Consider the following 25156-nt stretch of genomic DNA (forward strand, 5'->3'; position numbering starts at 1 on the left):
GCGCAGGATGCTTCGACAAGCTCAGCATGAGCGGTTTTGGATTGGGTTCTCAATAATTGCTCAAGATCGTCAGGCTCGGCCCATCCAGCGGCTTGCCCGCCTTCACCTTCGCCAGTTCATCGGCCCGCATCTGCTTCTGCTGGTCGATCAGATAGGCATGGATCGAATCGGCATCACCGGGGGAAAGCACATCATCCCAGCGCGGCATCCCGCCCGGCACGAGTGCGCCTTCCAGCACGATTGCACGGAACATTGCGTGCGTCCCCGGCTGCATCCGGCGCAAGTCCGGCGTGATCGAGCGGTGCCGGTTGGCATGGCAGATCGCGCAATTGCCGAAGAACAGCCCCTGCCCGCGCGCAATCGTCTCCGCCGTCACCCCCGCGGCCTGCACCGGCGGCTCGGGCGCGACCTCGAGCGGCGGCAGCAACGGCGGTTCCTTCACCTTGCCCCCGCCCAGCTTGAACACCAGCAGCCGGTTCAGATTGCCCCGATCATAAGCGGCGGCATAGCGCGGCACGAACGGAAACCCACCCCCGCCCCACCCGGCCATGACCGCGATGTATTGCACGCCGTTCACCTGATAGGTCATCGGTGCCGCCATGATGGGGGTACCCGTCTCGATGCGCTTCAGCACCTTGCCGGTCTTCGCATCGCGGACCAACAGCGTGCCCCCCACATTGCCATGGATCAGCAGCCCCGAAGCGGTCGTCAGCACCCCAGCGCGGTCCTGCCAGCCTGCCGTATCCGCCGCCCACACCGTCTTGCCCGTCAAAGGCTCGATCGCGCGGATCTGCGCCTTGCCGGGATCGCGCAGCGCTTCTGCATAGGCAGGCAAGGCACGCACCGCATCGGCCATCGGCGCGGGGAACGTCGCCAGCGCATCTTTCACATCGGTCGTGAAGATCAGCGCTGCATCGTTGTTGAGCCCGCGCGCCTTCAGCGGCTTCTGCCCCGGCGTCATGAAGATCAGGTTCCCCAGATCGAGCACCGCAGCATAATACAGCCCAGTCGCCGGATCGAACGAAGCGGGATGCCAGTTGCGCGCCCCCGGAGTCGCCGGAAACACGATCTTCGGCCCCGCCGTGTAGTCGCTCTCCTCGGGCGTCAGGATCGGCCGCCCGGTGGCGGGATCGATCCCCTTGGCCCAGTTCATCCGCGCAATCGGATTGGCCTTGAGCAGTTTCCCGGTTCCCCGGTCGATCACATAAAGAAAGCCGTTCTTGGGCGCATGGAGGATCACCGTCCGATCCGCGCCGTCCACCTTCAGGTGCGTGAGGATCAGCGGCTGGGTCGAAGTGAAGTCCCAGTTGTCGCCCGGCGTTTCCTGATAGTGCCAGACCATCCGTCCGGTCTTCGGATCAAGCGCGACGAGGCTGCCAAGGTAGAGGTTATCACCCCCCGCCGGGCTGCGCTTCGAAGTCGCATAAGGCCCGCCATTGCCGGTGCCCACGAGCAGATAGCCCGTCTCCGGATCGAACGCGATGGCATCCCACGGTGCGCCGCCGCCGCCAATGTCCCAGCGGCTCTTCGGATCCCAGGTCGCCAGCGCCTTCTCAAGTTCGGGCGTTTCCTGCGGTCCCAACGCCGGATCGCGCGGCACTACGTGCCAGCGCCAGCGCAGCTTGCCCGTTTCCAGATCGAGCGCCGTCACATAGCCGCGCACATCGTATTCCGCGCCCGCCATGCCGATCACAACGACATCGCCAGCAATCTCCGGCGCGCCAGTCGAATTGTCGCCCTTCTTGCGGTTCTCGATGAAGTCGCTCTTCCACACCACGGCGCCAGTCTTCGCATCCAGCGCATAGAGCCAGCCATCGAGCGTCGCGACGTAGACCTTGCCGCGCGCGACCGCGACGCCGCGGTTGACCATGTCGCAGCACGCCGTGCGATTGAGCTGCATGTCGATCTCGGGCTCGAAGGCCCAGAGCTGCTTGCCCGTCGCGGCATCCCAGGCATAGGCCCGCCCCGCCACGCCCGAGCTATAAAGCACCCCGCCGACCATGACCGGCGTCGCTTCCATGCCGCGCATGGTGCCAAGCTCGGCCTGCCAGGCAAGGCCCAGCTTGCCGACATTATGCGCGTTGATCCCGGTCAGCGCCGAATGGTGCGTCTTGCCCGCATCCCCGCCCGGGCTGGTCCATTCGCTCCCCGCGCCGACCATCGGCGGTGCAGCGCCAAGGGCGAGTGCGGCGAGTGCTGCGCAAGCACCCTTCGACAAGCTCAGGGTGAGCGGACTTCTTTTTGAGGCATTACCCCCAACGCCGCTCATCCTGAGCCTGTCGAAGCATGCCCGCACCACGTCAGCCAAGCGATGCGGCAAACCCCTAACCCCGCTCACGCTGAGCCTGTCGAAGCATGCCCGCACAACACCGGCCCCCATCACAGCGCGTCCCACGGGCTCGGCATCCGATAGGGCACCGTGATGAAGTTCGCCTCGATCTGCTCGATCATCCCGTGATCGATCTTGAACAGCTCGGAGATATAGAAGCTGTGCGGCCGCCGCACGGGGCTCTTCACCGTGCGCCCGTCGGTGAGTTGATACTCGTCGATCCGGCCCGAATGGTCGATAAAACCAAAGGCCAGCACCAGCCCGCGCTCCTCGTCCACCAGCGGAAAGCGCCGCGCGCGCAGATCGTCGTCATAGCGGTAGTTGCCCATGCGGAACTGCTCTTCGCAGCCCAGCGCGGAAACCGGCACGATCTTGGCAAACTCGGGATTTCGCGTCGTCTGCACGCCGTTTTCCACCCGGTTGCAATCGGGATGGAACTTGGTGTGGATCGTCCCGTCGTTGCGCTGGAGCGTATCGAAGTAGCCGTCGGAAAGCGCCACCATCTCCGCGCGCGGCACCGGGGCCACCACTTCGCGGTGGAGGATCGGCTTGTCCCAATAGCGGCAGTTCTCGAACTTTATGCCGCTGTCCGATTGCCGCACGATCAGCATCTCGCACTCGGCAATTGCCCCATCCTCGGCGATCTTCAGCCGCAGCGTGAAGGCCGATTCCTCGATCGCCTCGATCACCGTGCCGAAATAGCCGACCTGCCCTGTGCGGGTATCCGCAAACCGCAGCTGATACTCGCCCAGCTTCTGGATCGTGCCCCAAACCCCGTCGCCGATCTCCAGCATCACGTTGTTTTCGCTGTGATACGCGCCCGCCGCCCAATCCAGCCGGGAGTGGTCGCCCGCATTCAGCGCGGCGAGAAATGCATCGAGTGCGGCGTAAAGACCGGCGCGGTCCATAATCTCTCCCATGGGGGCTTTACCGCCCTTCGAATTCCGGCATACCGTATCAAATGTTAGAATAAAAGGGGAGAGAGTCGATGGCGCGAACCGCCACGGAACAGGCCAATCACGACCTGGTGATCGAGATGTACCACAAGGTGCTCATCGCCATGGATAGCACCGCGGTGGACCGCTACATTTCGCCCGATTACATCCAGCACTCCATGCTCGCCCCGCCCGGAGTGGACGCGCTGAAAGCCTTTCTCGATCATGTGAAAGTCGAATCGCCCGATGCGAAGCAGACCATCCACCGCAGCTTTGCCGAAGGCGACCACGTGATCGTCCACACCCATGTCGAGCGCTGGCCGGGCGATCCGGGCATTGCCGTGGTCGATATCTTCCGCTGCGAAAATGGCATGATCGTCGAGCACTGGGACGTGCTGCAGGACGTGCCCGCCAATCCCGTCAATCCCAACTCGATGTTCTGACCAAGGAGCCCCCGATGCGCCTCGCTGCCCTAGCCGCTCTCGCCCTCCTCGCCGCGCCCGCCGCCGCTCAGGCCAAAACCTGCAAGCTCACGCCCAAACAGGTCGTCACCCAGTTCCTCCACGAATTCTACATCGAGAAGAAGGTGCGCTCCTCGTTCGAGAAGTGGGTCGATCCGGGCTATATCCAGCACAACCCCTACGCGCAGACCGGGCGCGAGGCGGCCATCGCGTTCCTCACGAAATTCGTCGAGGGCAACCCCGGCCAGCGCACGAAAATTCACCGCGTGATCGCCGATGGCAACCTCGTCGCCGCGCACAGCCACGGCTGGCAGGAAGACGGCACGCCCGAACAGAAGCGCGGCTTCGCAGTCGTTGACATGTTCCGCGTGCAAGGCTGCAAGGTCATGGAGCACTGGGACGTGATCAGCCCCGTGCCCGAGACGTCCGCCAACACCAACACGATGTTCTGAGGGGCACCATGCGCTTTACCGACAAATGCGTCGTGATCCTCGGCGGCAATGCCGGGATCGGGCTCGCCGCCGCGAAAATGTTCGCGGCCGAAGGCGCCAAGCTCGCCATCACCGGCCGCAATCGCGAGACGCTTGCCGCCGCCGCCGAAGAACTGGGCGCACTCGGCATCGCCAGCGACATGGGCGATGTGGTGCAGACCAAAGCCGCGCTCTCTGAGATCGAGCACGCGCTCGGCGGGATCGACGTGCTCTTCGTCAACGCCGGGGTCGGCGGGTTTGCCGCCATGCCGCACGTGACCGAGGAATTCTGGGACGGCATCCACAATGTCAACTTGCGCGGCGCCTTCTTCGCGATCCAGAACGCCCTGCCGCTGCTGCGCGATGGCGGCGCTATCGTCATCACCGGCTCGATCGGCAGCGAACTCGCTCTCGCCGGGAACGTGGCCTACGCCTCCGCCAAGGCCGGCCTGCGCGCCATGGCCCGCACCGTCGGCAAGGAACTCCTCCCGCGCAAGATCCGCGTCAACATGGTGAGCCCTGGCCCCACCGAGACCGAGATCTTCAAGCGCGGCGCCAGCGAAGCCGAGATCGAGGCCACCCGCGCGATGCTCGGCGGCGTCGTCCCCCTGGGCCGCATGGGCGAGGCGGAGGAAGTTGCCCGCGCCGTCCTCTTCCTCGCCAGCGCAGAGGCAAGCTTCATCAACGGCGTCGATCTCTACGTGGACGGCGGCTGCGTGGAGCTGGGCTGAAGGTCCTCCCCATTTTCCCCTGAGCTTGTCAAAGGGGCAAATGGGGAGGTGGCCCGCGAAGCGGGTCGGAGGGGTTCTGGTTTCCATACCCCCCGTCAGCCCTGCGGGCTGACACCCCCCATTTGGGCTTCGCCAAAATGGGGGGAACCAAACAAGCCTAGAGGCTCGACGGCACCCCATCCAGCAGCAGCGTCTTCACCTCCAGATAGGGCATCAACCCCTCGCGCCCGCCCTCGCGCCCAATGCCGGACTGCTTGAACCCGCCATAAGGCAGCCCGAAATCCATCCTGAGGCCATTCTGCCCAAACCCGCCCGTGCGCACACGCCGCCCGATCCGGTACGCCGCATCCACATCATGTGTCAGCACCGAACCGTTCAGCCCGAAGCGCGAATCATTGGCGATGCGGATCATGTCGTCCTCGTCATCCGCCGGGATCAGGCTGAGCACCGGGCCGAAGATCTCCTCCTGCGCAATCCGGCTATCATTGGGCACATTGGCGAACAGTGTCGGCTCGATGAAATAGCCCTGATTGAGGTGCGCCGGCCGCGCCCCGCCGCAGACCAGATCGGCCACTTTGCGGCCTTCCTCGATATACATCTCCACCCGGTCGCGCTGCCGCTTCATCGCCAGCGGCCCCAACTGCGTGCGCGGGTCATCCGAATGCCCGATCACCACCTGCCGCATCTCGCCTGCGATCGCCTCGGCCAGCTCGTCATGCCGCGCGCGCGGCACGATCACGCGGCTCAGCATCGCGCAGACCTGCCCGCTCATCATCGTGATCGTGCCCGCCAGCATCTTCGCGGCGATCGGAATCGGGAAATCATCGCGCACCAGCGCGGCGGACTTGCCGCCCAGCTCCAGCGTGCAGCGCGCGATCCGCTCTCCGCAGACCGATGCGATGCGCTGCCCCGCCACGGTCGATCCGGTGAACGTCACCTTGTCCACGCCGTGGTTGCAGACGAGGTGATCGCTCGCTTCGCGGTGCCCGGTCACGAGGTTCACCACCCCCGCCGGTAGCCCCGCCGCCTCCGCTGCCTCGGCAATGATATAGGCCTCCAGCGGCGTTTCGGGCGAAGGCTTCATGATCACCGGGCATCCTGCGAGCAGCGCATAGGCCACCTTGTTCGCCATGATCCCAAACGGCCCGTTCCACGGCGCAATGGCAGCGACCACTCCCACCGGTTCATGCACCACGAAGCCCGCCGCCGCGCCCATGCTCGGCCGCTGCTCGACAAAGGCGAAGTCCTCCGCAATCGCGGCAATGCCTTCCAGCACCGCAACCGAACCCGCATGCATCGGCCCGGCAAAGCTGGCCAGTCCGCCCATCTGCGCCGTCCAGCACCGCGCCAGTTCATCCACCCGCGCGCGCAAGTGGCCCACCATGCGCCGGAACGCTGCGATCCGCTCCGCCGGCGCCATTATCGGCCAGGGCCCATGGTCGAACGCCGCCCGCGCCGCGCTCACCGCCGCGTCCATATCGGCCTCATCCGCCTCGGCTACGCGCGCCACGACCTGTTCGGTATCGGGCGAGATAAGCTCGATCAGCCGCCCGCTGTGGGCGGGCACCCACGCGCCGCCGATATAGAGCTTGTCGGGATGCGCGATGGCGACGCCCGCTGGCAGCATGATACTTTCTCCCCACGGCGCCTGCTCCGGCGCATTCGACGTTGAATCTACCATTTGTTACAATTGAGGCAAGAGCGACCCAAGAAAAAAGGGGCGACCATCGCTGGCCGCCCCTTCCCCTCATGATCGGGAATGCCGGGTGGATCAGAACTTCTTCTGAACCGTAAGCGCCCATTCGCGCGGACGGCCGACCTGGCTGTAGATCGTGCCGGTGAACGCCTGCACCGCCGCAAAGCGGTAGGGCGTGTAGTACTTGTCGAACAGGTTCTGCACTTCGAACGAGACCGAGAGATCCTCGCCCTTGTTGCGCCACGTCAGGCGCGCGTTGCCCAGCGTGTAGGCCGCCGCATAATCGATCGGCGCACCGCCCGCGATCCGGCCGATGTTGTTGCGGCCAAAGTAGCTGAGATCGAAGCGCGGCGTGATCGAGCCGGCCGAACCCAGTTCGGCGCGGTACTGCACGCCAAACGCCCACTTCCACTTCGGCGTCGCGATCGGATCGCTCAGCAGCACGGCATTGCCCACGCGCGGATCGATGCGCGACCACTCGCCGTCAAGGTAGCTGACCGAGCCGTCGAACGAGAGACCGTCGATCGGATTGGCCTGAACCTCAAGCTCGACACCCTTGATCTTGCCGTCACCCGCGTTCTGGCGCGCACCGCACGGCGCGTTCGATCCCAGCGAGGCGCAGCTGATCAGCGGCAGCTGCACATCCTTGTAATCGTTGTAGAACGCGGAAACGTTCACGCGCAGGCGGCGGTCGAACAGATCGGTCTTGAGGCCCACTTCGTAGGCCGTCACGGTTTCCGGCCCGAAGCTGCCGTTCAGCGCCTGCGGAGCATCGAACGGCCGCGCGGTCACGCCGCCGCCCTTGAAGCCGGTGCCGACCGTCACATAGGCCAGAACCTGCGGGCTGAAGCGGTAGTCAGCCGAAACGCGCCAGTCGACCTTGTTGCCGTCGAACGTCGCCTTCACGCCATTGAGTGCGCCGAGGAAGTACGAGACCGAACCATCATAGTTCTGGCGCACGAAGGTATAGTCCTTGTGCTCCTCGGTGTAGCGCAGGCCGCCCGTCAGCGTCAGGCCCTCGATCGGCCGCGCGATCACCGTGCCGAACACCGCCTTGCTGTCCGCATTCACCGGATCGTTGCCGAGGAACTGGAAGTTCAGCCCCGGCGCGATGTAGCGGATGTCCTGCCGGGTGAAGTAGGTCGAGCGCTGGTCGGAATAGAACCCGCCCAGAGTGAAGTCGATCTTGTCCCCGATCTTGCCGTTGAAGCGCAGCTCCTGGCTGAAGAACCAGAACTTGAGGTCGTTGTACCCCTGCCCGACCACGTTGAGGTCCGGCGTGAAGTCGTCGTCGGTGCCCCACTTCTGGCGGTATTCGCGGTAGGCGGTGATCGACTGGATGTTGAAGTTGTCACCCAGCTTGAACGTGCCGTTGCCCGAAACACCCCAGCCGGTGAACTTCACGCGGTTGGGCATATAGTACCCATCCTTCACCTGGCCCCACGGCCCGGGGATCGAAAGCCCCGGCGGCGGCGTGTTGCCCTGCCCGTAGAAGTTGGCGAAGGTGCAGAAGCGGCCGCACAGATAGGTGCTGCTCACCCGCGCCGGGTTCACCGAAGTGACGACCTCGGCGGCATTGGTGCGGTTTTCATAAGTGTAGTCGCCGGCAACGATGTAATCGATGCTGTCGTTCGGGTTGTAGCGCAGCGAGCCGCGTATGCCCGCGTAATTGCGCTCGCCCAGCTTGTCGATCAGGCAGCCCTGCCCGCTGCTCGGCCGTGCGCCGATGCCCTGCGCGTTGTTCGGATAGACGCAGCCATAGTCGAGCTGGCTTACATAGCCTTCCTGCCGCTTGTAGACGCCCGAGATGCGGCCATAGAGCCCATCGGCCAGCTTGAAGTTGGCGCTGCCACGCAAGTCGACGCGCTGGCGGCTGCCATAGACCGCTTCCACCGTGCCCGTATTCTCGTCGGTCGGCTTCTTGGAAAAGAGCTTGATCGCGCCGCCGATCGAGTTGCGTCCCGTAAGCGTGCCCTGCGGCCCGCGCAGCACTTCCACCCGGTCAAGGTCGAGCAGATCGAAGATGCCGCCGGTCAGCGTCGCATAGTAGACATCGTCGATGTACATGCCCACGCCCGGTTCATAGGCGGGGTTGAAATCGAACTGGCCGATGCCACGGATCGAGGCGCCGAGCGAGGAGCCATAGGCACCGCCCTGCGCATTGAGCACCACGTTGGGCGCCTGCGCGGCGATCTGCGCAAGGTCGGTCTGGTTGCGCGAGGCAAGCAGGTTCGCATCGATCGCGGTGATCGAAAGCGGCGTATCCTGCAGCTTCTGCGAACGGAACTGCGCCGTGACGACGATTTCCTTGATGCTGCCGTTATCATCGGCCGACTGCGCGGCGTCCTGCGGCTGGGCCTGCGGCGCCTGCTGCGCCATTGCCGGAACAGCCAGCCCGCACGCGAGCGCAAGCGCGCTGCCAGCGGAAAATAGACGCAACGATAGCGTGGGTGTCTTCGCCATGGGTGATCCCCTCTCCTTGTGAAGCCCTCTGCGAGGCCGTTCTACCGTTTGTTAGTAAGGCATACTAATTTGACCTTTGCAAGTCCCTTGCGCCGCGTTGGAGACAGGTCTTTTTGCAGGGGGCAAGCTGTGCGCGCCGCCGGTCGTGCAGGTAGGTTTGCGCCCCCTCTTGCCGTCCCGCTCCGGCAACGCGATAAGCGCGCCATGGTTGCCATGCCCGCTCAGGATACTACCCCTGCCCGTCCCGATCTCGATCTGGGCGAAGATGCCGCACTCCTCGTCGATCTGCTCAAGCTCGGCACCTTCATCGCGCGCCCGATGCGCGAAGGTGTGGCCGAGCCGATGGGGCTGAGCCCCAACGACCTCAAGATCATCCTCGCCCTTGGCGGCGAGGGCGAACTTGCCGGGCACGAACTGTCCGACATCATGGGCCTGCCCCCGATGAACGTAAGCCGCGCCATCGCCGCCTTGCACGAACGCGGCCTCGTCGAACTGGCCCCCGACGCCTCCAACCGCCGCCGCAAGCCGGTGCGCCTGACAGCGGCGGGCATGGACCTGTTCCGCCAGACGATCCCGGCGATGGCGAAGGTCGGCGGGCACTTGTTCGCGGATTTTACGCCAAAGGAACGCGCGGTGTTCCACGCGGCCGCGCAAGCGATTCTGGCGCGGATGACGGGGGGTTAGGGGCTAGGCAGTGCGCGGCGGCGTCTGGCGTCTGCGCGATCGAATGCTGCCATTCAGCTTACGACCCCATTGCCGACATTCCGCTAGCGTGGCACGCTCGTCTTGGTGACTATGGAAAGGCGCGATGCGGATACCCATACGCAACAAGGGTGAGGCACCACTGACCGTGTTCGTCGAACCGCAATGCGAACAATTTGAAGTCCCGGTTGGCGGTGAGGTAATTGTTCGGCTCGCGGACGGTTGCCCACACTCAATTGATGTAGATCGTGATTGGGTCACAATTTGGGATGAAGGGGGTGACGCATCGGTCGAGATAATCTCCAACAGCGATAAGCGCGTTGATGACGCGCTGATGCTTGTAGGGGTTTGGCTGCATAGAATGGGCGCTAAAGCTGACGCGCTACTTCTCGATGGCATCGTTGAAAGGCTCGAACAAGCTATCGGCTATCTCGCTGCGCGGGACCGAGTTTTTAAGGCTTTCTATTCGGGCTTTGCAGGCCAAGACATGTCGTCTCAGAACGACGAAACAATCGTTGCGTGCTGGCGCATTGGTACTACCGCCGCCCGCCTGAACGAAGCGGCTCGTAACACGCAGGCATTTCCTGATTTGAACGCGGCCCCGTTTGACACTGACACTGCTCGCACGTCCTTCAATCGAGCTTTGGGCAACGGCAGCTAACCACCCAATTCCAGCCATCGCAGCACGCCGCACCGCGTCCCAGAACCCGCCGTCACCCCGGGCTCGACCGGGGTGACGAAGGCAGCGGGCGAGCAGCGCCGCCCCCTACTTGTCCTTCAACGCCTCAAACATCTCCAGTCGGAACGCTTCCGCCAGCACCGGATGGGCAAAGCTCATCGGCACTTCCTGCCGGTGCGGCCAGGTCGGGCGGTAGTTCTCCTCTGGCAGGATCACGTCCGGGCCCAGCGGGTTCTCGGGATAGCACACCACGGCGGGCTGCAGGTGCGAGACGGTATGCGCCCAGCCTGTCTCGTAGTCCCCCTGCCACTGCATCAGGTAGTTGAGCCGCTTGATCTTCCACACGCCGTTTTCGCGCACGTAGTCGTTCTCGTAGATGCCCGATTCCCAGAACTGCTGCGGCACGTGCTCGGGCTTGTTCGCCACCACTTCATCATGCCAGCCGCCTGCAAGGATGCCCCGGAAGCGGCCCTTGGCGGTCTGCCGGTCGGGCGCGATCGTGATCACGTCCTGCAGCTGGAAATGGTCGAGCAGGAAGCCGTGGATCGGCCCGCGCTTGCCGTCGGTGAACATGTTCTGGAACCAGGTGCCGTAAAGCCGCATCACCCCCGCATGACCGCGATACTCGCCCGAAAGGAACACCACCGCGCCGTCCTCGGCGAACAGGCCGGCCACTTCCTCGGGGCGGTTGTAATCGATGTAATAGCCATAGGCCATTTGCAGGCGGCGGATCGCGTTGATGTCCTCCAGCTCGCCCACGCGGTTTTCCAGTGCGGCAAGACGCGCTTCCAGATCAGACATTTACCCAGCTCCCATCGATTCCCCGTTTGCGGGAAATTGTAAGCAAGGCTAACTAATCGCGAAACGATTGGCAATCGCCTCTGCTGCGGCCATGCTGCGGCAAAGGGGAGAGAAGAATGGATTCGATACGCGAGCCGGCGGGAGAGCCGTCGGTGGCCGACATCCGCACCGTGATAGCGGCATCGGCTGCCGGTACAGCCTTCGAATGGTACGATTTCTACATCTACGGCACGCTCGCGCCGCTGTTCGGCAAGCTGTTCTTCCCCGGCTCCAGCCCGGCCGCAGGCTTCCTCCTCGCGCTCGCCACCTTCGGCATCGGCTTTGCCGCCCGCCCCTTCGGCGCGGCGATCTTCGGCACTTTCGGAGACCGCTTCGGCCGCAAGGTCACCTTCCTCGTCACCATCACCCTGATGGGCCTTGCCACCACCGCGATCGGCCTCCTCGGCACGTATGCGCAGTGGGGCATCGCCGCGCCGATCCTCCTGGTGGTGCTGCGGGCGCTGCAGGGCCTCGCGGTCGGCGGCGAATATGGCGGCGCGGTGATCTACGTCGCCGAACACGCGCCGCTCAGGAAGCGCGGGTTCTATACCGGCTGGATCCAGATCGGCGCCTCGGCAGGCTTCTCGCTCAGCCTCCTCGTCGTGCTCGCCACCGAAACACTGGTGGGCGAGGAAGCGTGGATAGCCTGGGGCTGGCGCATTCCCTTCATTTCCAGCCTCGTACTCCTCGCCGTCTCGGTGTGGATGCGCCTCAAGCTTTCCGAAAGCCCGGTTTTCAGCGCCATGCAGAAAGCGGGCGAACTTGCCCGCACGCCGCTGCGCGAAGCCTATGCCACGCCCAAGCAGCTGCGCCGCCTGTTTGCGGCCACGTTCGGCGGCGCGGTTGGCCAGTCGATCTGCGGCTACGTGGGCATGATCCAGTTGCTCAATTTCATGCAGGTCTCGGTTCACATGGACCCGGTGCTCACCCGCACGCTGCTCATCGGCGTTCTTGCGGTCCTGGCATTCACCAACGTCCTCGCGGGCTGGCTTTCCGATTTCGTGGGGCGCAAGCCGGTGGTTCTGGCGGGCTATATCATGATGCTTGTGGTGCTGTTCCCCGGCTTCCAGCTCATCGCCGATCAGGCCAATCCCGCCCTTGCCCGCGCCGCGAAGGAGCATCCCGTCGTCGTCTCTGGCGCAGACTGCACATTCAATCCCTTCGCGCAGCACGGCCAGGCCAGCGCCTGCGGCAAAGTGCTCGATACGCTGACCCGCGCCGGCGTGCCCTATACCAAGCAGGATGCGCCTGCCGGGTCGGCGCCCGTCGTCACCGTGGGCGGCACGCCTGCATCGCTGGATGCGCTCCAGCCTGCGCTCAAGGCAGCCGGCTACACCACGGAGCCGGTCACCCCGCCCGCCGGCAATCTCTTCATCATCGTCATCGCCATGGTCGTGGTCGGCCTGCCCGGCATTCTGACCTATGGCCCGATGGGCGCGTGGCTCACCGAGCAGTTCCCCGCCCGCACGCGCTATTCCTCGCTCGCCACGTCCTACAACTTCGGCGTCGGCATCTTCGCGGGCTTCATGCCCTTCATCGTGCAGGCCATCGTGGCCACCACCGGCAGCGTGATGGCGGGCTTCTGGTATCCCTTCATCATGGTCGTCATCGCCGCCGTGGTGGCGCTGTTCGGCCTGCCCGAAACGGCCGGCAAGCGCCTCAAGGAAAGCAAAAGCGCATGAGTTTCGAAGGACAAGTCGCCTTCATCACCGGCGGCGTCACCGGCATCGGCCTCGGCGTCGCGCAGGCCTTCAGCGATGCGGGTCTGCGCCTTGCCCTCAGCTATCGCAATGAGGACCACCGCGCCCAGACCGCCGCATGGTTCGCCGCCAGGGGCCGCGAGGAGCCGCTGTTCATCAAGCTCGACGTGACCGACCGCGCCGCCTTTGCCGAAGCCGCCGCACAAGTGGAAGCCCATTTCGGCGCAGTCCACGTCCTCGTCAACAACGCCGGGGTCAGCGTGTTCGGCCCCACCGATGAGGCCAGCTACGCCGATTACGACTGGATCATGGGCGTCAACTTCGGCGGCGTGGTGAACGGTGTCGTCAGCTTCCTGCCCAAGCTCAAGGCCGCCTCCGGCCGCCGCCATGTCGTCAACGTCGCCAGCATGGCGGCCTTCCTCCCCGGCCCGCAGGCGGGCATCTACACCGCCAGCAAGTTTGCCGTGCGCGGCCTGACGGAATCGCTGCGCTACAATCTCACCCCCCACGGCATCGGCTGCTCGCTCTGCTGCCCCGCGCTGACCCGCACCAACGCGTGGGATTCCGCGCTGAAGCGCCCCGCAGAATTCGGGACAAGCGGCTTTGCGCGGCCCGAACGCAGCGAACTCGAACAGTTCGGCACCGCTTTCGAAGCCGGCATGGCCCCCTATGAAGTCGGCACCAAGATCCTCGCCGGAATGGAGCGCGGAGACGGCCTCATCCTCACCCACCCCGAATTCGCCGAGGACTTCCGCGAGATCTACGAGGCCAGCCTCGCCGCTCTGCCGGATGAGGAAGCTCCGCCCGCCCGGCTCGAGATCGAACGCCTGCGCCGCGCCGCGATGACCGCTGCGGAGGCCGGAACGATGATCGGGCTTGGTGACCTGACCTGAGAGGCGCTTGCATGGCCCGCCCGCCGCGATAGTCTGCCCCACGCGCGCCACCCCAGCGAAAGGCCCATCCCATGTGTGACGAACTGACCGAAGCCGAAAATGCCCTCTGGCTCAGCCGCCGCCAGTTCAGTGCCGCCGGTGCCAGCGCCGCCGTCCTCGCCAGCCTGCCGGGCTGCGGCATGGCGCAGGAGGCCGCAGGCGTGAAAGGCCGCGCCGTTACCGTCACCACGCCCGATGGCAAGGTCGATGCCTGGTTTTATGCGCCCGAGACCGGCAAGCACCCCGCCGTGATCATGTGGCCCGATATCGCCGGCTTGCGCGAGGCCTACAAGACCATGGCCGCCCGCCTCGCCTCCGCCGGTTACGCCGTGCTGGTAGTCAATCACTATTACCGCGGCGCGGTCGCCCCGGTGCTCGATTCGCTCGTCGCATGGCGCACGCCGGAAGGGCAGGCCAAGCTCAAGCCGCTCATCGCCGGGATCACCCCTGCCGGCACGATGAGCGACGCCAAGGCCTTCGCGGCGTGGCTCGACACGCAAGCTGAAGTCGATACCGCCAAGCGCATCGGCACCTGCGGCTATTGCATGGGCGGCCCCTACACCGTGCGCACCGCTGCCGCGGTGCCGGGCCGCATCGGCGCCGCCGCCTCGTTTCACGGCGCAGGCCTGGTCGGCGAAGGGCCGGACAGCCCGATCAACCTCCTTGCGAAGACCAAGGCCGGCTTCCTCTTCGCCATCGCCCAGAACGATGACGCCAGCGCACCCGGTGACAAGACCGCGCTTGCCGCCGCTGCCAAGGCTGCCGGCCGCCCAGCCGAGGTCGAGGTCTACCCCGCCCAGCACGGCTGGTGCACCATCGATGCACCGATCTACGACAAGCCGCAGGCCGAAAAGGCGTGGAGCCGCATGCTCGCGCTCTATGCGGCCAATCTCCAGAACAGCGGATAGCGGCATCCAAGCCACACTCTGTGGTACTTTTGGGTCTTGTCGGGTCCATACCTCTTCCAATTTCGGTGAAGATGCATAACCTCAGTTAGCATTCCATGGCCGCACAACGGGTGCGGAGTGGATAGGACAGGACCCGTCCGCCCATGCGCCTGTGGAAGTTGTCCTACACCAGCATCGCCGTGGCCACGCATGAGGCGGCGATGCGGCAAGTCCGGGAAATCTGCGCCTTCTCCGGCGATCGCAATGCACGGATCGGCGTGTCCAGCGTGCTCACGCTGCACAAGGGGAAGTTCGCCCAGGTGCTCGAAGGCCCGGAGGACGCGGTGCGCGCGGTGCTGCGCCGGATCAAGGGCGATCCGCGCCATCACAGCCTCACCCTCGTTGCCGATGCCCCGCTCGTCGCGCGCCGCTACGCTGGTCTCGCAATGGCCTATCGCGATCCCAAGACCTTCCTCGCCGAACAGATCGACGACATCCTCCAGCAGACTGCCGACGTCGTGCGCGCCATGAAGGCGACCTGGCACTAGGCTTTGCTGCGCGGTGCAATCACGGCGAAGAGCACGAAACACACCGCAATCCCGGCCAAAGTCGCCAGCACATCCTGCCAATCGAACACGAGATTGCGGCTGAGCATCTGCACGGCTTCCCAGCCCAGCAGCCCTCCGCCGCTGATCGCCGCGCTCACCCGGAAACGCAGGCGCTCCCCCTGGCTATCCACGCCGGGGCGCTGCTCTGCCCACGCCCCCAGCAGCACGAAAGTGATCGCAATCGCCGCCGCGAAATTCGGCCCCACGCCGATCAGGTAGGTCAGCACTGCGCCGTGCTGCAGATGCTCCTGCCGCGCCCACTGCACCAGCGTCAGCAGCGCCAGACCGCCCAGCCCCGCCAGCCCATACCGTGTCGACTGCTTCATCGGCCCCGTCCTTTCGGAGCCAGAGACTAGCAGATGCTCACACGCTGCGCAGCATCTCCGCGTTGTCCTCGATCATCTGCCGCACCGAACGCGCCTTGCGCCCGGTCAGCCGCTCGACATCATCGGTGCAGACTTCGAGGAACCCCTCGCGGATGGCCTGCCCGAAGGTCACCATATCGTCGCTGTTCCACGGGATGCCCGCCACGCTCTGGTCATCGACCGGGCGGCGCGGAATGCCCATGGCATCGAACATGGCGTATTGCTCGTCGTCGGTGGTCGCAACATAGGCCACGGGGCGGCCCGTCACCTCCGCCATGATCGCCGCCACTTCGCGGAAGGTCTGAAGCTCCGGCCCGGTGATATTGTAGACCTGGCCCTCATGTCTCTCGCCCAGCAGCACCGCTGCGGCAGCGGCGATGCAGTCGTCGCGCCAGACCATCGCCTCCAGCCCCTCGCCAGCATTGCTCACCCATTGGCCGCTCTGCATCACTTGCGGGCCAGCCATCAGGATCATCGCATCGGCATAGTGCGCATCGCGCAGCATGGTCCACGCCATGCCAGAGGCGTGGATCAGCCGCTCGGTCTCGATATGATCGTGGCGCACTTCGGCCGGGTTTGCCGGATCATCGATGCCGATGAAGCTGGTATAGGCAATGTGCTTCACGCCCGCCGCCGCCGCTGCATCGATCGCCGCCTTGTGCTGCACCACCCGCGCGCCGACCCGCGTGCCGGAGATGAGCAGCATCTTTTCCGCGCCCTGCACCGCCTCGGCCAGCGTTTCGGGCTTGTCGAAATCGCCATAGCGCACGGTGCAGCCCTGGCTCACGCGGTCCGCCAGCTTTGCGGGCGAACGCGTGATCAGGATCAGGTCCGCCGCGCGCCCCGCCGCGATCAGCCGGTCGGTCAGCCCCCGGCCATAATTGCCCGAAGCGCCGGTAAGGACGATGCGGCTCATGCAGCAGCATCCAGTTCGGCCTGGGGCACCCACCAGCCGTGCACTTGCGGGCGCAGGCGCAGCGGGATGGTCACCTTGGCCACTGGCCCTGCCGCGATGTTGCCCGCATCGATCACCCACGCCTGATGCACGAATGCATTGTCGCCGATCTGCTGGTCCACGATCGTCACCAGCCAGCCTTCATGCGCTGGATCGGCGGCGGGCACATGCACCGGCTCGTTGAACCCGGCCATCGGGGGCAAGGCCAGCGCCTGCGGTGGGCGTTTTTGCGCCTGCGGCGAGCTGGCCCGCATATCCAGCCGCAACAGCAGGTTGAACATCGCCCCCACCGGCCCACCCAGCAGCGGTGGCCCCTGAAGCTCGGGGTTCATCGTCAGCATCCAGCCGTGCGTATAAGGCCGCCCCTGCTTCGCCGCCGGGATCACCGGGAAATCGCCCGGAGGTCCGATGATGGTCGTCGTCACATCACCGCCCTCCGCCTTGGGATCGACTGTCCACCGCGTCAGCGCGCCCTGCACCTCCCACGGCTGCAGGTGGATGCCCGAAGGCTCGCGGATGAAGGCAAAGGCATTGGTCGAATTGAGGCAGGCATCGAAGTGGAGCAGCCCCGTCTCGTCCTCCCACGCGTTCATCATGTGGTACGAATGGACGCCCTTCGGCCCCTTGAACCAGCGCAATTCCGAAACATCGCCATAGCGCGGCATCACGCCGAGCCACGAATCCAGCTCCGGCTCATGATGCCAGTGCTCCCCGCCAGCCTTGAGGCGCTCGAGGTCAGCCGTCGTCGGATAGATCGGAAACAGCGCGTAGTTTTCGGATATCGTGAAGTCGTGCATCATCGCGCAGTAGGGCGCATCGAACCACTGCTCGCTCTTCAGCGTACCGTCCGGCCCCACCACGCAATAGGAAACCTTCGTCGAAGCCAGCCCATCGGCCTCATAGCCATAGAAGAACAGCTCCTTCGTCGCGGGATCGATCCGCACATGCGCGGTCATCGTCTCCGATTTCAGCGCGCCGCCGAAGTCATACGAGCCCAGCGTTTCGAGCGTCACGGGATCGACGCGATAGGGCCGCCCATCCTCCTTCGCCATCAGCATGCGGCCCGCGTGCCAAACGGGCGTGGTGTTCGCCACCGTGCGGTCAACACCCGCTACATCGGCATCATCGGTAAACGGGTTGCGATACTTGCCGAAGCGCGCATGCCCCGCCTCCTTCTCCGCCAGATAGCGCGCGGTCTCGACAAAGCGGATCGCGAAGTCCGCCGTGCCATCGGCATTGAACGAAAGCCGGCTCACCATCCCGTCGCCCGAAAGCGTGTGGTCATTCTCGAACTTGGGCGGGAACGCAGGATCCGGCACCGCGCGGTAAAAGCTGCCGCGCACTTCGGGCGGCAGCGTGCCTTCCACCGTCAGCCCGGTCAGGCTGGCTTCCTGCCCTACGGGTTCATTGAGCCCGGCGAAGTACATTGTCTGCGGAAACGCGCCCATCGATCCCCATCCCATTCTATCATTTGTTACGATAGGTGTAGCGCACAGGCAGAGGATTTCAACCGATTCCGCAAAAGGAAAGGGCCGCCCCACCGAAGCGGAGCGGCCCCTTGCCTTGTTCAGGAAAGCGCGCGGATCAGAACGTGCGCTTGACCGTCAGCGCCCAGGTGCGCGGCAGGCCGGGGTTGGCCGTGATCGCGCCCAGCGAGCTCTTCACGTCTTCGATCGTGTTGTAATAGTACTTGTTGAACACGTTCTGCACTTCGCCCGAAACCTGCCAGGCCTTGTCCGGGCTGGTGTAGGTCAGCCTGGCGTTGCCCAGGAAGCGGCCGTCGACGAGGTTGTCGGCGCCATTGAAGGCTTCGGTGAAGATCGACGACTGGTACGTGCCGTCGAAACGAAGGCTGATCATGCCGGCCTTGAGCGCGTAGTCATACTGCGCGCCAAAGCTCCAGTTCCACTTCGGGGTATAGGGCGTGACGTTGGTCAGCGGCACATTGGTTGTGCCGGTGTCCTTGTACTTGAAGTGCAGGTAGCTGAGCGAACCATCCAGCGTGAAGCCCTCGACCGGACGGATCGTGGTTTCGGCCTCAAGACCCCAGACATTCGCCTTGCCGACGTTGGCGGGCATCAGGCACGGCGAGAATCCGTGGCAGCGCGTCAGCGTGAGGATGATGTTGTCGTACTTGTTGTAGAAGGCCGATGCGTTGAAGCGCAGCTTGCGATCGAACAGGTCGGTCTTGATGCCGGCTTCATAAGTCCGCAACGTTTCCGGCTGGAACGAGGTGATCTGGTTGCACGGCGCGCCGAACGGCAGCACGTTGCAATCACCCGCCGAAGGCCCGAAGAACGGGCGCGGATTCACGCCGCCACCCTTGTAGCCCGTCGCCACCGACGCATAGGCGAAGACTTCCGGGCTGAACCGGTAGTCCGTCTCCACGCGCCAATCGGTGCGCTGTCCCTTGAACTGGCCGGTGACGTTATAGAGGCCGATCAGGAGGCAGTTGGGCGAATTGCCGACACCGGTCGGGCCCGCCGTGGGCGCGCCGAGGAAGAATTCGCACGGCAGCGGCCCGGGCACCGTACCGTCCGGGTTCGAACGGAAGTAGGTGTAGTCCTTCTTGTCCCACGTGTGGCGGATGCCGCCCGTGATGCCCCACGCGTCAGTGATGTGGAACGTCCCGTTGAAGAACAGCGCCTTCGAGGTCGAAGGCGTGCTGTCCGGCCCGTGGATGAAGTCGATACCCGCGTAGTTCAGGTCGACGCGCGCGTTGTACGTGCCGTTCTGGTCGAAGTAGAACCCGCCCAGCGTGTACTCGATGCGCTTGTCCATGAAGCTGCCGTTGAGACGCACTTCCTGGCTCCACGCACGATGGCGCAGGATATTGTCAAGCTGCGCGACCGGCACGGGCGAGCCGTCCTGATCGAAGCCGAAGCTCATCTTGTAGCGGCGGAACGAGGAGATCCACACCGCACTGAGGTTCTCGGCCAGCTTCGCCGTCACGTTTCCAGTCACGCCCCAACCATCGTAGTTCTGGGCATTGTTCGCGGAATAGGGCTTGAACGGCGCCTGGCTCGTCGGCGTGCGCGCATCGAGGAAGTTGGCGTAGTTGATGAAGCGCGGATCATAGCCCGCCGGGGTGGCCGATCCGCTCTGCTGGAAGCGCGTGCTGTAGGGAACGAAGGCATTGCTCAGCGGCACAGCGTTGCCGTCCTTGCCCTTCAGCCAGGGGATACCTTCGGGCGTCGTTGCCGGGCTGCCGCCATAGAGCAGCACTTGCGCACCGGCATCGTTGCGCTCGCGGGTGTAATCGCCCGCAATGTTCACTTCGATATCGGGCGAGGCTTCCCAGCGCAGCGCAAGGCGCCCGGCGGAGAACGAACGTCCGCCCAGCGTGCCGCGCTCGATGCCGTTGCCCGAATTGGTGTTGGCCGGCACGTTCGAATTGGGGTGCGAAAGGCCGTAATCGAGCAGCTTCACATAGCCGTCGGTGTTCTTGGTCGCCCCGGAAAGCCGGGCGGAAAGGTGGTCGGTGATCTTGAAATCCGCCACGCCGCGCACGTCGATACGGTTGTAGGCGCCATACGTCGCCTGCAGATAGCCGCCACCTTCACCGTTGGGCTTCTTGGAGAACAGCTTGATCGCGCCGCCGATCGAGTTGCGGCCTGCCAGCGTGCCCTGCGGACCGCGCAGCACTTCGACGCGCTCCAGATCCATCAGGTCGAGCAGCGAGCTCGACAGCGTCGGGATATAGACGTCGTCGACATAGATGCCGACGCCCGGCTCGAGCGCATAGTTGAAGTCGGTCTGGCCGATACCGCGGATGAACGCGATCAGGCCGATACCGCCGCTCTGCGGCTGCGCACGCAGCGTCACGTTCGGCGCCTGTGCGGCGATCTGCGAGATATCGGTCTGCCCGCGCGCTTCCAGCACGGCAGCGTTGACTGCCGTGATCGCCAGCGGCGTATCCTGCAGCTTCTGCGCGCGGAACTGCGCGGTAACGACGATTTCCTGCGAAGCAGCGTTGTTGGCAGCGGACTCTTCTGCCGCCTGCGGTGCAGCCTTCTGCTGCGCGAAGGCCGGCACGGAGACTACTGCAGCGGTAATGCCGAGAAGACGCGCAACGCGCCTCGCGGCCGACAATCTGGCCATGGTCACCCTCCCTTTGTTGACGATCTACTCGTTCAATCAGGTATGAGTCATAACAATTCTGACGGCGGAAGCAATCTCCGGCCTGTCTAAAATGTATGTTTCACGCACAAACTGTTGCCTCAGCGCCACCACCACGCCGTTGCACGCATCTCGATGCTCACTCGCGGCGGCGCGTCGGCGGGGCAGCCGGGCAGATCGAAGGCCACGTGCGGCACATGGATGGCCCGCGCCGGATCGCTGTCGTGGGTCTTGAACAGGATCGCCTCGTCCGCGTTCAGATCGAGGAAGGCATGCCAGCGGTGCGCGGCATTGTGCGCCACCACCAGCCCCTCGAACGACCACTCCGGCTTGCCCGGCTCGTCAAACACCGCATCCGCCGCGATCAGATCGTCCGCTGCCATCGAGCGCGCATCGCACAGCGCCAGCGGCACGTCCTGCGGCGCGGGCGAAAGCGCACGCCATACGTTGTAGTGCGCGCAGCGGGCAAAGGGCCGCCCGCCCGCACCCGCCTGCGCAAACCGCGCCGCCGTCACAGCGGAAATGTCGATATGCGCAAAGCGCGCCGGCATCGAATTGTTGAGACTGCCAGCGAGGCCAGACCGCTCCGAGAACCGCAGCAGCCCCGGCGCGCCGACATGGACATGGTCCGCGCCGGTCTCGGCCTGCACCAGTTCCTCGATCTCGCGCATATGGACCCGCGCCACTTCCTCGCGGTCCCGGAAATCGCGCACCGCGCTCCGGTGCGAAACGAGCTGGAAGCCCTCGCGGTCGATCCCCGTCCCGGCGCTGCGACCATCCAGCACCGGCATCAGGACCGGCGCGATCTCCACCTCATCGCGCTCATGCGCATTGGCATAGTAGCGCGGGCGGGCAAACGTGCGTCCCGAATAGGCGATCCAAGCCTCCACCCGCGCCTCCTCTTATGCGTTGAGCTGCTGCTCCAGCTCGCCCAGCACGCGGTAGCAATCGAGCACCTTGCCCACCGACGAATTGGGCTCGCGCCCTTCGCGGATCGCGGCAATGAACTCGCGGTCCTGCAGCTCGATCCCGTTCATCGAAACGTCGACCTTGCTCACATCGATCGGCTCTTCCTTGCCGTTCACCAGATCGTCGTACCGCGCGATGTAGGTGCCGGTATCGCCGATATAGCGGAAGAACGTGCCCAGCGGCCCGTCGTTGTTGAACGAGAGCGACAATGTGCAGATCGCGCCTGTCTCGCTCAGCAGCTGGATCGACATGTCCATCGCGATGCCAAGTTCGGGATGCAGCGGCCCCTGCAGCGCATTGGCCTTCACGATCTTGCCCGCCTGATAGGCAAACAGGTCCACCGTGTGCGCCGCGTGGTGCCACAGCAGGTGATCGGTCCAGGAACGCGCCTCGCCCTTGGCGTTGATATTGCGGCGGCGGAAGAAGTAGGTCTGCACATCCATTTGCTGGATGTTGAATTCGCCCGCCGTGATCTTGTTATGCACGTACTGGTGCGAGGGATTGAAGCGCCGGGTGTGGCCGACCATGCAGGTCAGGCCGGTTTCCTGCGCCTTGGCCAGCACCGCCTCGCTGTCCGCCCAGCTGTCCGCCAGCGGAATCTCCACTTGCACGTGCTTGCCCGCGTCCATGCAGGCAATCGCCTGAGAGGCATGCATCTGCGTCGGCGTGCACAGGATCACCGCATCGACGTCATCGCGCGCCAGCGCATCGTCCAGCTCGGTAGAGGAATGCTTGGCGCCATACTTGGCCGCCACCGCCGCCGCCTGTTCGGCGGTCCGGCTGATGATCGAGACGATTTCCACGCCCTCGATCTTCTTAAGGCCATCAAGGTGCTTCTCACCAAAAGCGCCGGCACCAGCGAGTGCTATTCTCATCATACCCTCACAAAATGGGGACAGTCCCTATTTTTCGGAAAGGCCCAAATGGCAATCAAGCTTCTGTTTTAACATACAAAAAAGGGGACAGTCCCCATTTATGCGGGAGCCGGCTCCAGCACGATATGCCCGATGGCCGTGTTGCTGCACGGAATGTGGTAGTGGCGGTGCAAGGTCTTCACCTTCTTCCCCAGCGCCCCGCGCATGATCAGCCACATCACCATCTCGATGCCTTCGCTGCCCGTTTCGCGCAGGTATTCGATATGCGGGATCCACCGCGCCGCATCGCTGTCGCTCTCCAGCATGTCGAGGAACTTGTTGTCCCACTCGCGGTTGAGCAGCCCGGCGCGCGGCCCCTGAAGCTGGTGGCTCATCCCGCCCGTGCCCCAGATCTGCACGTTGAGATCCTCGGGAAAGCTCGCCACGGCGCGGGCAATTGCCTCACCCAGCGCCCAGCAGCGATTGCCTGAAGGCACCGGATAGGTCACGACATTGACCGCCACCGGCACAACCTTGCACGGCCATTTCTCCGGCGTGCCAAACATCATCGAAAGCGGCACGGTCAGCCCGTGGTCCACGTCCATCTCGTTGATGATCGTCATGTCGAAATCATCGAGGATCAGGCTCTGCGCGATATGCCAGGCGAGATCAGCATGGCCTTCCACATCGGGCACCTTGCGCGGGCCCCAGCCCTCGTCTGCCGATTTGTAATGCTCACCGCAGCCGATCGCGAAGGTCGGCACGATCTTCATGTCGAACGCGCTGGCGTGGTCGTTGTAGACGAGGATCACCACATCGGGCTTCTCGGCCTTCTCCCATTCGCGGGTCCAGTCGTACCCGGCGAAGATCGGGCCGAAATAGTCGTCCCGCGTCTTGCCCTGATCCACCGCCACGCCCAGCAAGGGCACGTGGCTGGAGCCGACACCGGCAGTCAAACGCGCCATCTCAGTAGCCTCCCTTGATCGAGCGATTGCCGATGGGGGAACGCCCGCCCTTCAGCATCATGTCCCGATACTCCGGGAACGTCATGTCGGTCATCGTGCTCACCGCCTCGGCAAAGCTGAGGCCATCGGTCGAGAACAGCTTCGAGAGGAAATAGACGTTCCCACCAAGGTCCAGCAGCGTGTTGTAGTCCCGCTTCAGGAGCGCCTCTTTGGCCTCTTCGGAAATCGGCCATTCATCCAGATAAGCGCGCTCGTCCGCCTTGAACCGCTCGCGGTTGTCGCCCTTCATCAGGCTCATCGCGAACTGGTTGATGTGATACCCCTTGCGTGCCCGCGCGGCGGTATAAACGCGGGTGCCGGGGATATCCTCCAGCTCCGCCAGATAGGCATGAATGTCCGCAGCGGGTTTGGCAGCTTCAGTCACTTGCCCATCTCCTTGAGCTTGGCATCGAGGCGCGGATAGACGCGCCGGGCATTGCCCTCGAAAATCGCGTGGCGCGCCTCGTCCGTGATCGGCAGCGCATCGACATAGCGCTTGGTGTCATCGAAATAGTGCCCCGTCGTCGGATCGATCCCGCGCACCGCGCCCACCATCTCGCTGCCGAACAGGATGTTCTTGGTCTCGATCACTTCGGCCAGCAGGTTCACGCCCGGCTGATGGTAGACGCAGGTATCGAAGAACACGTTGTTCATCAGGTGGCCGGAAAGGTCCGGCTTTTTGAGCATGTCCGCGAGGCCCCGGTAGCGCCCCCAGTGATAGGGCACCGCGCCGCCGCCATGCGGGATGATGAAGCGCAGCGTCGAGAACTTGGCAAACAGATCGCCTTCCAGCAGCTGCATGAACGCGATGGTATCGGCCGCAATGTAATAGGCCCCCGTCGCGTGCATCGCCGGATTGCACGATCCCGAAACGTGGATCATCGCCGGCACATCCAGTTCCACCATCTTCTCGTAGAGTGGGAACCAGTAGGGATCGGTCAGCGGCGGATGCTTGAAGTGCCCGCCGCCGGGATCGGGATTGAGATTGCAGCCGATGAAGCCCAGCTGCGTCACGCAGCGTTCCAGCTCTGCAATCGAGCTGGTCAGGTCCGCCTCGGGCGATTGCGGCAGCATGCACACGCCTGCAAACGTTTCCGGATAAAGCCCCACAACCCGCGCAATCAGGTTGTTGCACGCCTGCGCCCAGGGCACCGCGACCGATTGATCGCCCACATGCGGCGCCATTGCGCTGGCGCGCGGCGAAAAGATCGTCATGTCCGCGCCGCGTTCCTTGATCAGGCGCAGCTGGTTCGCCTCGATCGTCTCACGGATCTCGGCGTCGGAAATGTCGGGGTATGGCGGCGCGGCTTCGCCCGCCTTGAACGCCGCCTTCTGCGCCTCGCGCCATTCGTCGTGAGCCTTGGGCAGCACGGTGTAATGGCCATGGCAGTCGATGATCATGATATCAGTACTCCGCTCCCACCTCCGTGGGGGGGGGGGGGGGGGGGGGGGGGGGG

At 64.5% G+C, this 25156-nt stretch carries 23 protein-coding genes; 9 read left to right on the forward strand and 14 right to left on the reverse strand.

Annotated elements, in window-relative coordinates; all coding sequences use genetic code 11:
- Window positions 1-49 precede the first annotated feature (49 nt).
- Both ACODS2_RS22750 and ACODS2_RS22755 read right to left on the reverse strand, forming a co-directional pair.
- Window positions 50-2218, reverse strand: a complete 2169-nt coding sequence (locus ACODS2_RS22750; RefSeq protein ID WP_489000772.1) for a PQQ-dependent dehydrogenase, methanol/ethanol family — start codon at window positions 2216-2218, stop codon at window positions 50-52.
- A 161-nt stretch (window positions 2219-2379) separates the two neighbouring features.
- Window positions 2380-3249: a DUF8021 domain-containing protein gene (locus tag ACODS2_RS22755; protein WP_489000773.1), complete on the reverse strand. Its 870-nt coding sequence runs from the start codon at window positions 3247-3249 to the stop codon at window positions 2380-2382.
- A gap of 68 nt (window positions 3250-3317) precedes the next feature.
- On the opposite strand from ACODS2_RS22755, the gene ACODS2_RS22760 reads away from it, so the two are divergent.
- The 3 genes from ACODS2_RS22760 to ACODS2_RS22770 are packed head-to-tail and all read left to right on the forward strand — an operon-like array spanning window position 3318 to window position 4926.
- Window positions 3318-3707 (forward strand): nuclear transport factor 2 family protein, encoded by a 390-nt coding sequence (locus tag ACODS2_RS22760; RefSeq protein ID WP_489000774.1) that lies wholly within the window; start codon window positions 3318-3320, stop codon window positions 3705-3707.
- 14 nt (window positions 3708-3721) lie between these two features.
- Entirely contained in the window at window positions 3722-4177 is a 456-nt protein-coding gene (locus ACODS2_RS22765) for a nuclear transport factor 2 family protein (RefSeq protein ID WP_298164753.1), read from the forward strand.
- An 8-nt stretch (window positions 4178-4185) separates the two neighbouring features.
- Window positions 4186-4926, forward strand: a complete 741-nt coding sequence (locus tag ACODS2_RS22770; protein ID WP_489000775.1) for an SDR family oxidoreductase — start codon at window positions 4186-4188, stop codon at window positions 4924-4926.
- Between the two features lie 157 nt (window positions 4927-5083).
- On the opposite strand, the gene ACODS2_RS22775 is transcribed toward ACODS2_RS22770, so the two are convergent.
- Together ACODS2_RS22775 and ACODS2_RS22780 are read right to left on the reverse strand one after the other, a co-directional pair.
- The gene (locus tag ACODS2_RS22775; RefSeq protein WP_489000776.1) at window positions 5084-6553 is read right to left on the reverse strand and encodes an aldehyde dehydrogenase; all 1470 of its coding nucleotides are present in this window, start codon (window positions 6551-6553) and stop codon (window positions 5084-5086) included.
- A gap of 144 nt (window positions 6554-6697) precedes the next feature.
- Window positions 6698-9085 carry a TonB-dependent receptor gene (locus tag ACODS2_RS22780; RefSeq protein ID WP_489000777.1) on the reverse strand — a complete coding sequence of 796 codons (2388 nt, stop codon included), beginning with the start codon at window positions 9083-9085 and terminating at the stop codon, window positions 6698-6700.
- A gap of 204 nt (window positions 9086-9289) precedes the next feature.
- Between ACODS2_RS22780 and ACODS2_RS22785 the strand changes: the two genes are divergently transcribed.
- Both ACODS2_RS22785 and ACODS2_RS22790 read left to right on the forward strand, forming a co-directional pair.
- Window positions 9290-9769, forward strand: coding sequence for a MarR family winged helix-turn-helix transcriptional regulator (locus tag ACODS2_RS22785; protein WP_489000778.1), 480 nt, complete (start codon window positions 9290-9292; stop codon window positions 9767-9769).
- Between the two features lie 124 nt (window positions 9770-9893).
- On the forward strand, window positions 9894-10448 hold the full coding sequence (locus ACODS2_RS22790) for a hypothetical protein (protein WP_489000779.1): 555 nt from the start codon (window positions 9894-9896) through the stop codon (window positions 10446-10448).
- Window positions 10449-10553: 105 nt separating this feature from the next.
- Here the strand turns inward: ACODS2_RS22790 and ACODS2_RS22795 are convergent, their stop codons facing one another.
- Window positions 10554-11267: a nuclear transport factor 2 family protein gene (locus tag ACODS2_RS22795; RefSeq protein WP_489000780.1), complete on the reverse strand. Its 714-nt coding sequence runs from the start codon at window positions 11265-11267 to the stop codon at window positions 10554-10556.
- Window positions 11268-11383: 116 nt separating this feature from the next.
- Between ACODS2_RS22795 and ACODS2_RS22800 the strand changes: the two genes are divergently transcribed.
- The 4 genes from ACODS2_RS22800 (at window position 11384) to ACODS2_RS22815 (ending at window position 15373) form a co-directional block, all read left to right on the forward strand.
- The gene (locus ACODS2_RS22800; RefSeq protein ID WP_489000781.1) at window positions 11384-12988 is read left to right on the forward strand and encodes an MFS transporter; all 1605 of its coding nucleotides are present in this window, start codon (window positions 11384-11386) and stop codon (window positions 12986-12988) included.
- A complete protein-coding gene (locus ACODS2_RS22805; RefSeq protein WP_489000782.1) occupies window positions 12985-13899 on the forward strand; it encodes an SDR family NAD(P)-dependent oxidoreductase in 915 nt (304 codons plus the stop codon). Before ACODS2_RS22800 ends, ACODS2_RS22805 begins: the two co-directional genes overlap by 4 nt.
- A gap of 71 nt (window positions 13900-13970) precedes the next feature.
- The gene (locus ACODS2_RS22810; protein ID WP_489000783.1) at window positions 13971-14846 is read left to right on the forward strand and encodes a dienelactone hydrolase family protein; all 876 of its coding nucleotides are present in this window, start codon (window positions 13971-13973) and stop codon (window positions 14844-14846) included.
- A 143-nt stretch (window positions 14847-14989) separates the two neighbouring features.
- The gene (locus ACODS2_RS22815) at window positions 14990-15373 is read left to right on the forward strand and encodes a BLUF domain-containing protein (protein ID WP_489000784.1); all 384 of its coding nucleotides are present in this window, start codon (window positions 14990-14992) and stop codon (window positions 15371-15373) included.
- Here the strand turns inward: ACODS2_RS22815 and ACODS2_RS22820 are convergent.
- From ACODS2_RS22820 to ACODS2_RS22860, 9 genes are all read right to left on the reverse strand, one after another.
- Complete coding sequence (locus ACODS2_RS22820; protein WP_489000785.1) at window positions 15370-15759, reverse strand: hypothetical protein; 390 nt, start codon at window positions 15757-15759, stop codon at window positions 15370-15372. The genes ACODS2_RS22815 and ACODS2_RS22820 overlap by 4 nt on opposite strands.
- A gap of 37 nt (window positions 15760-15796) precedes the next feature.
- Window positions 15797-16714, reverse strand: coding sequence for an SDR family oxidoreductase (locus ACODS2_RS22825; RefSeq protein WP_489000786.1), 918 nt, complete (start codon window positions 16712-16714; stop codon window positions 15797-15799).
- Window positions 16711-18201 (reverse strand): lignostilbene-alpha,beta-dioxygenase NOV2, encoded by a 1491-nt coding sequence (gene nov2, locus ACODS2_RS22830; RefSeq protein ID WP_489000787.1) that lies wholly within the window; start codon window positions 18199-18201, stop codon window positions 16711-16713. The genes ACODS2_RS22825 and nov2 overlap by 4 nt, the downstream gene beginning before the upstream one ends.
- Window positions 18202-18337: 136 nt before the next feature.
- Window positions 18338-20854: a TonB-dependent receptor gene (locus tag ACODS2_RS22835; protein ID WP_489000788.1), complete on the reverse strand. Its 2517-nt coding sequence runs from the start codon at window positions 20852-20854 to the stop codon at window positions 18338-18340.
- Window positions 20855-20973: 119 nt separating this feature from the next.
- A complete protein-coding gene (locus ACODS2_RS22840) occupies window positions 20974-21762 on the reverse strand; it encodes a CmcJ/NvfI family oxidoreductase (protein ID WP_489000789.1) in 789 nt (262 codons plus the stop codon).
- A 12-nt stretch (window positions 21763-21774) separates the two neighbouring features.
- Window positions 21775-22716, reverse strand: a complete 942-nt coding sequence (locus ACODS2_RS22845) for a Gfo/Idh/MocA family oxidoreductase (protein ID WP_489000791.1) — start codon at window positions 22714-22716, stop codon at window positions 21775-21777.
- Between the two features lie 98 nt (window positions 22717-22814).
- The gene (locus tag ACODS2_RS22850) at window positions 22815-23660 is read right to left on the reverse strand and encodes a class III extradiol dioxygenase subunit beta (RefSeq protein WP_298164786.1); all 846 of its coding nucleotides are present in this window, start codon (window positions 23658-23660) and stop codon (window positions 22815-22817) included.
- A gap of 1 nt (window position 23661) precedes the next feature.
- Window positions 23662-24084: a protocatechuate 4,5-dioxygenase subunit alpha gene (ligA, locus tag ACODS2_RS22855; protein ID WP_298164788.1), complete on the reverse strand. Its 423-nt coding sequence runs from the start codon at window positions 24082-24084 to the stop codon at window positions 23662-23664.
- Window positions 24081-25100 carry an amidohydrolase family protein gene (locus tag ACODS2_RS22860; protein ID WP_489000790.1) on the reverse strand — a complete coding sequence of 340 codons (1020 nt, stop codon included), beginning with the start codon at window positions 25098-25100 and terminating at the stop codon, window positions 24081-24083. Before ACODS2_RS22860 ends, ligA begins: the two co-directional genes overlap by 4 nt.
- Between the last annotated feature and the right edge of the window lie 56 nt (window positions 25101-25156).

Source organism: Novosphingobium sp. FG137, from assembly GCF_057809735.1.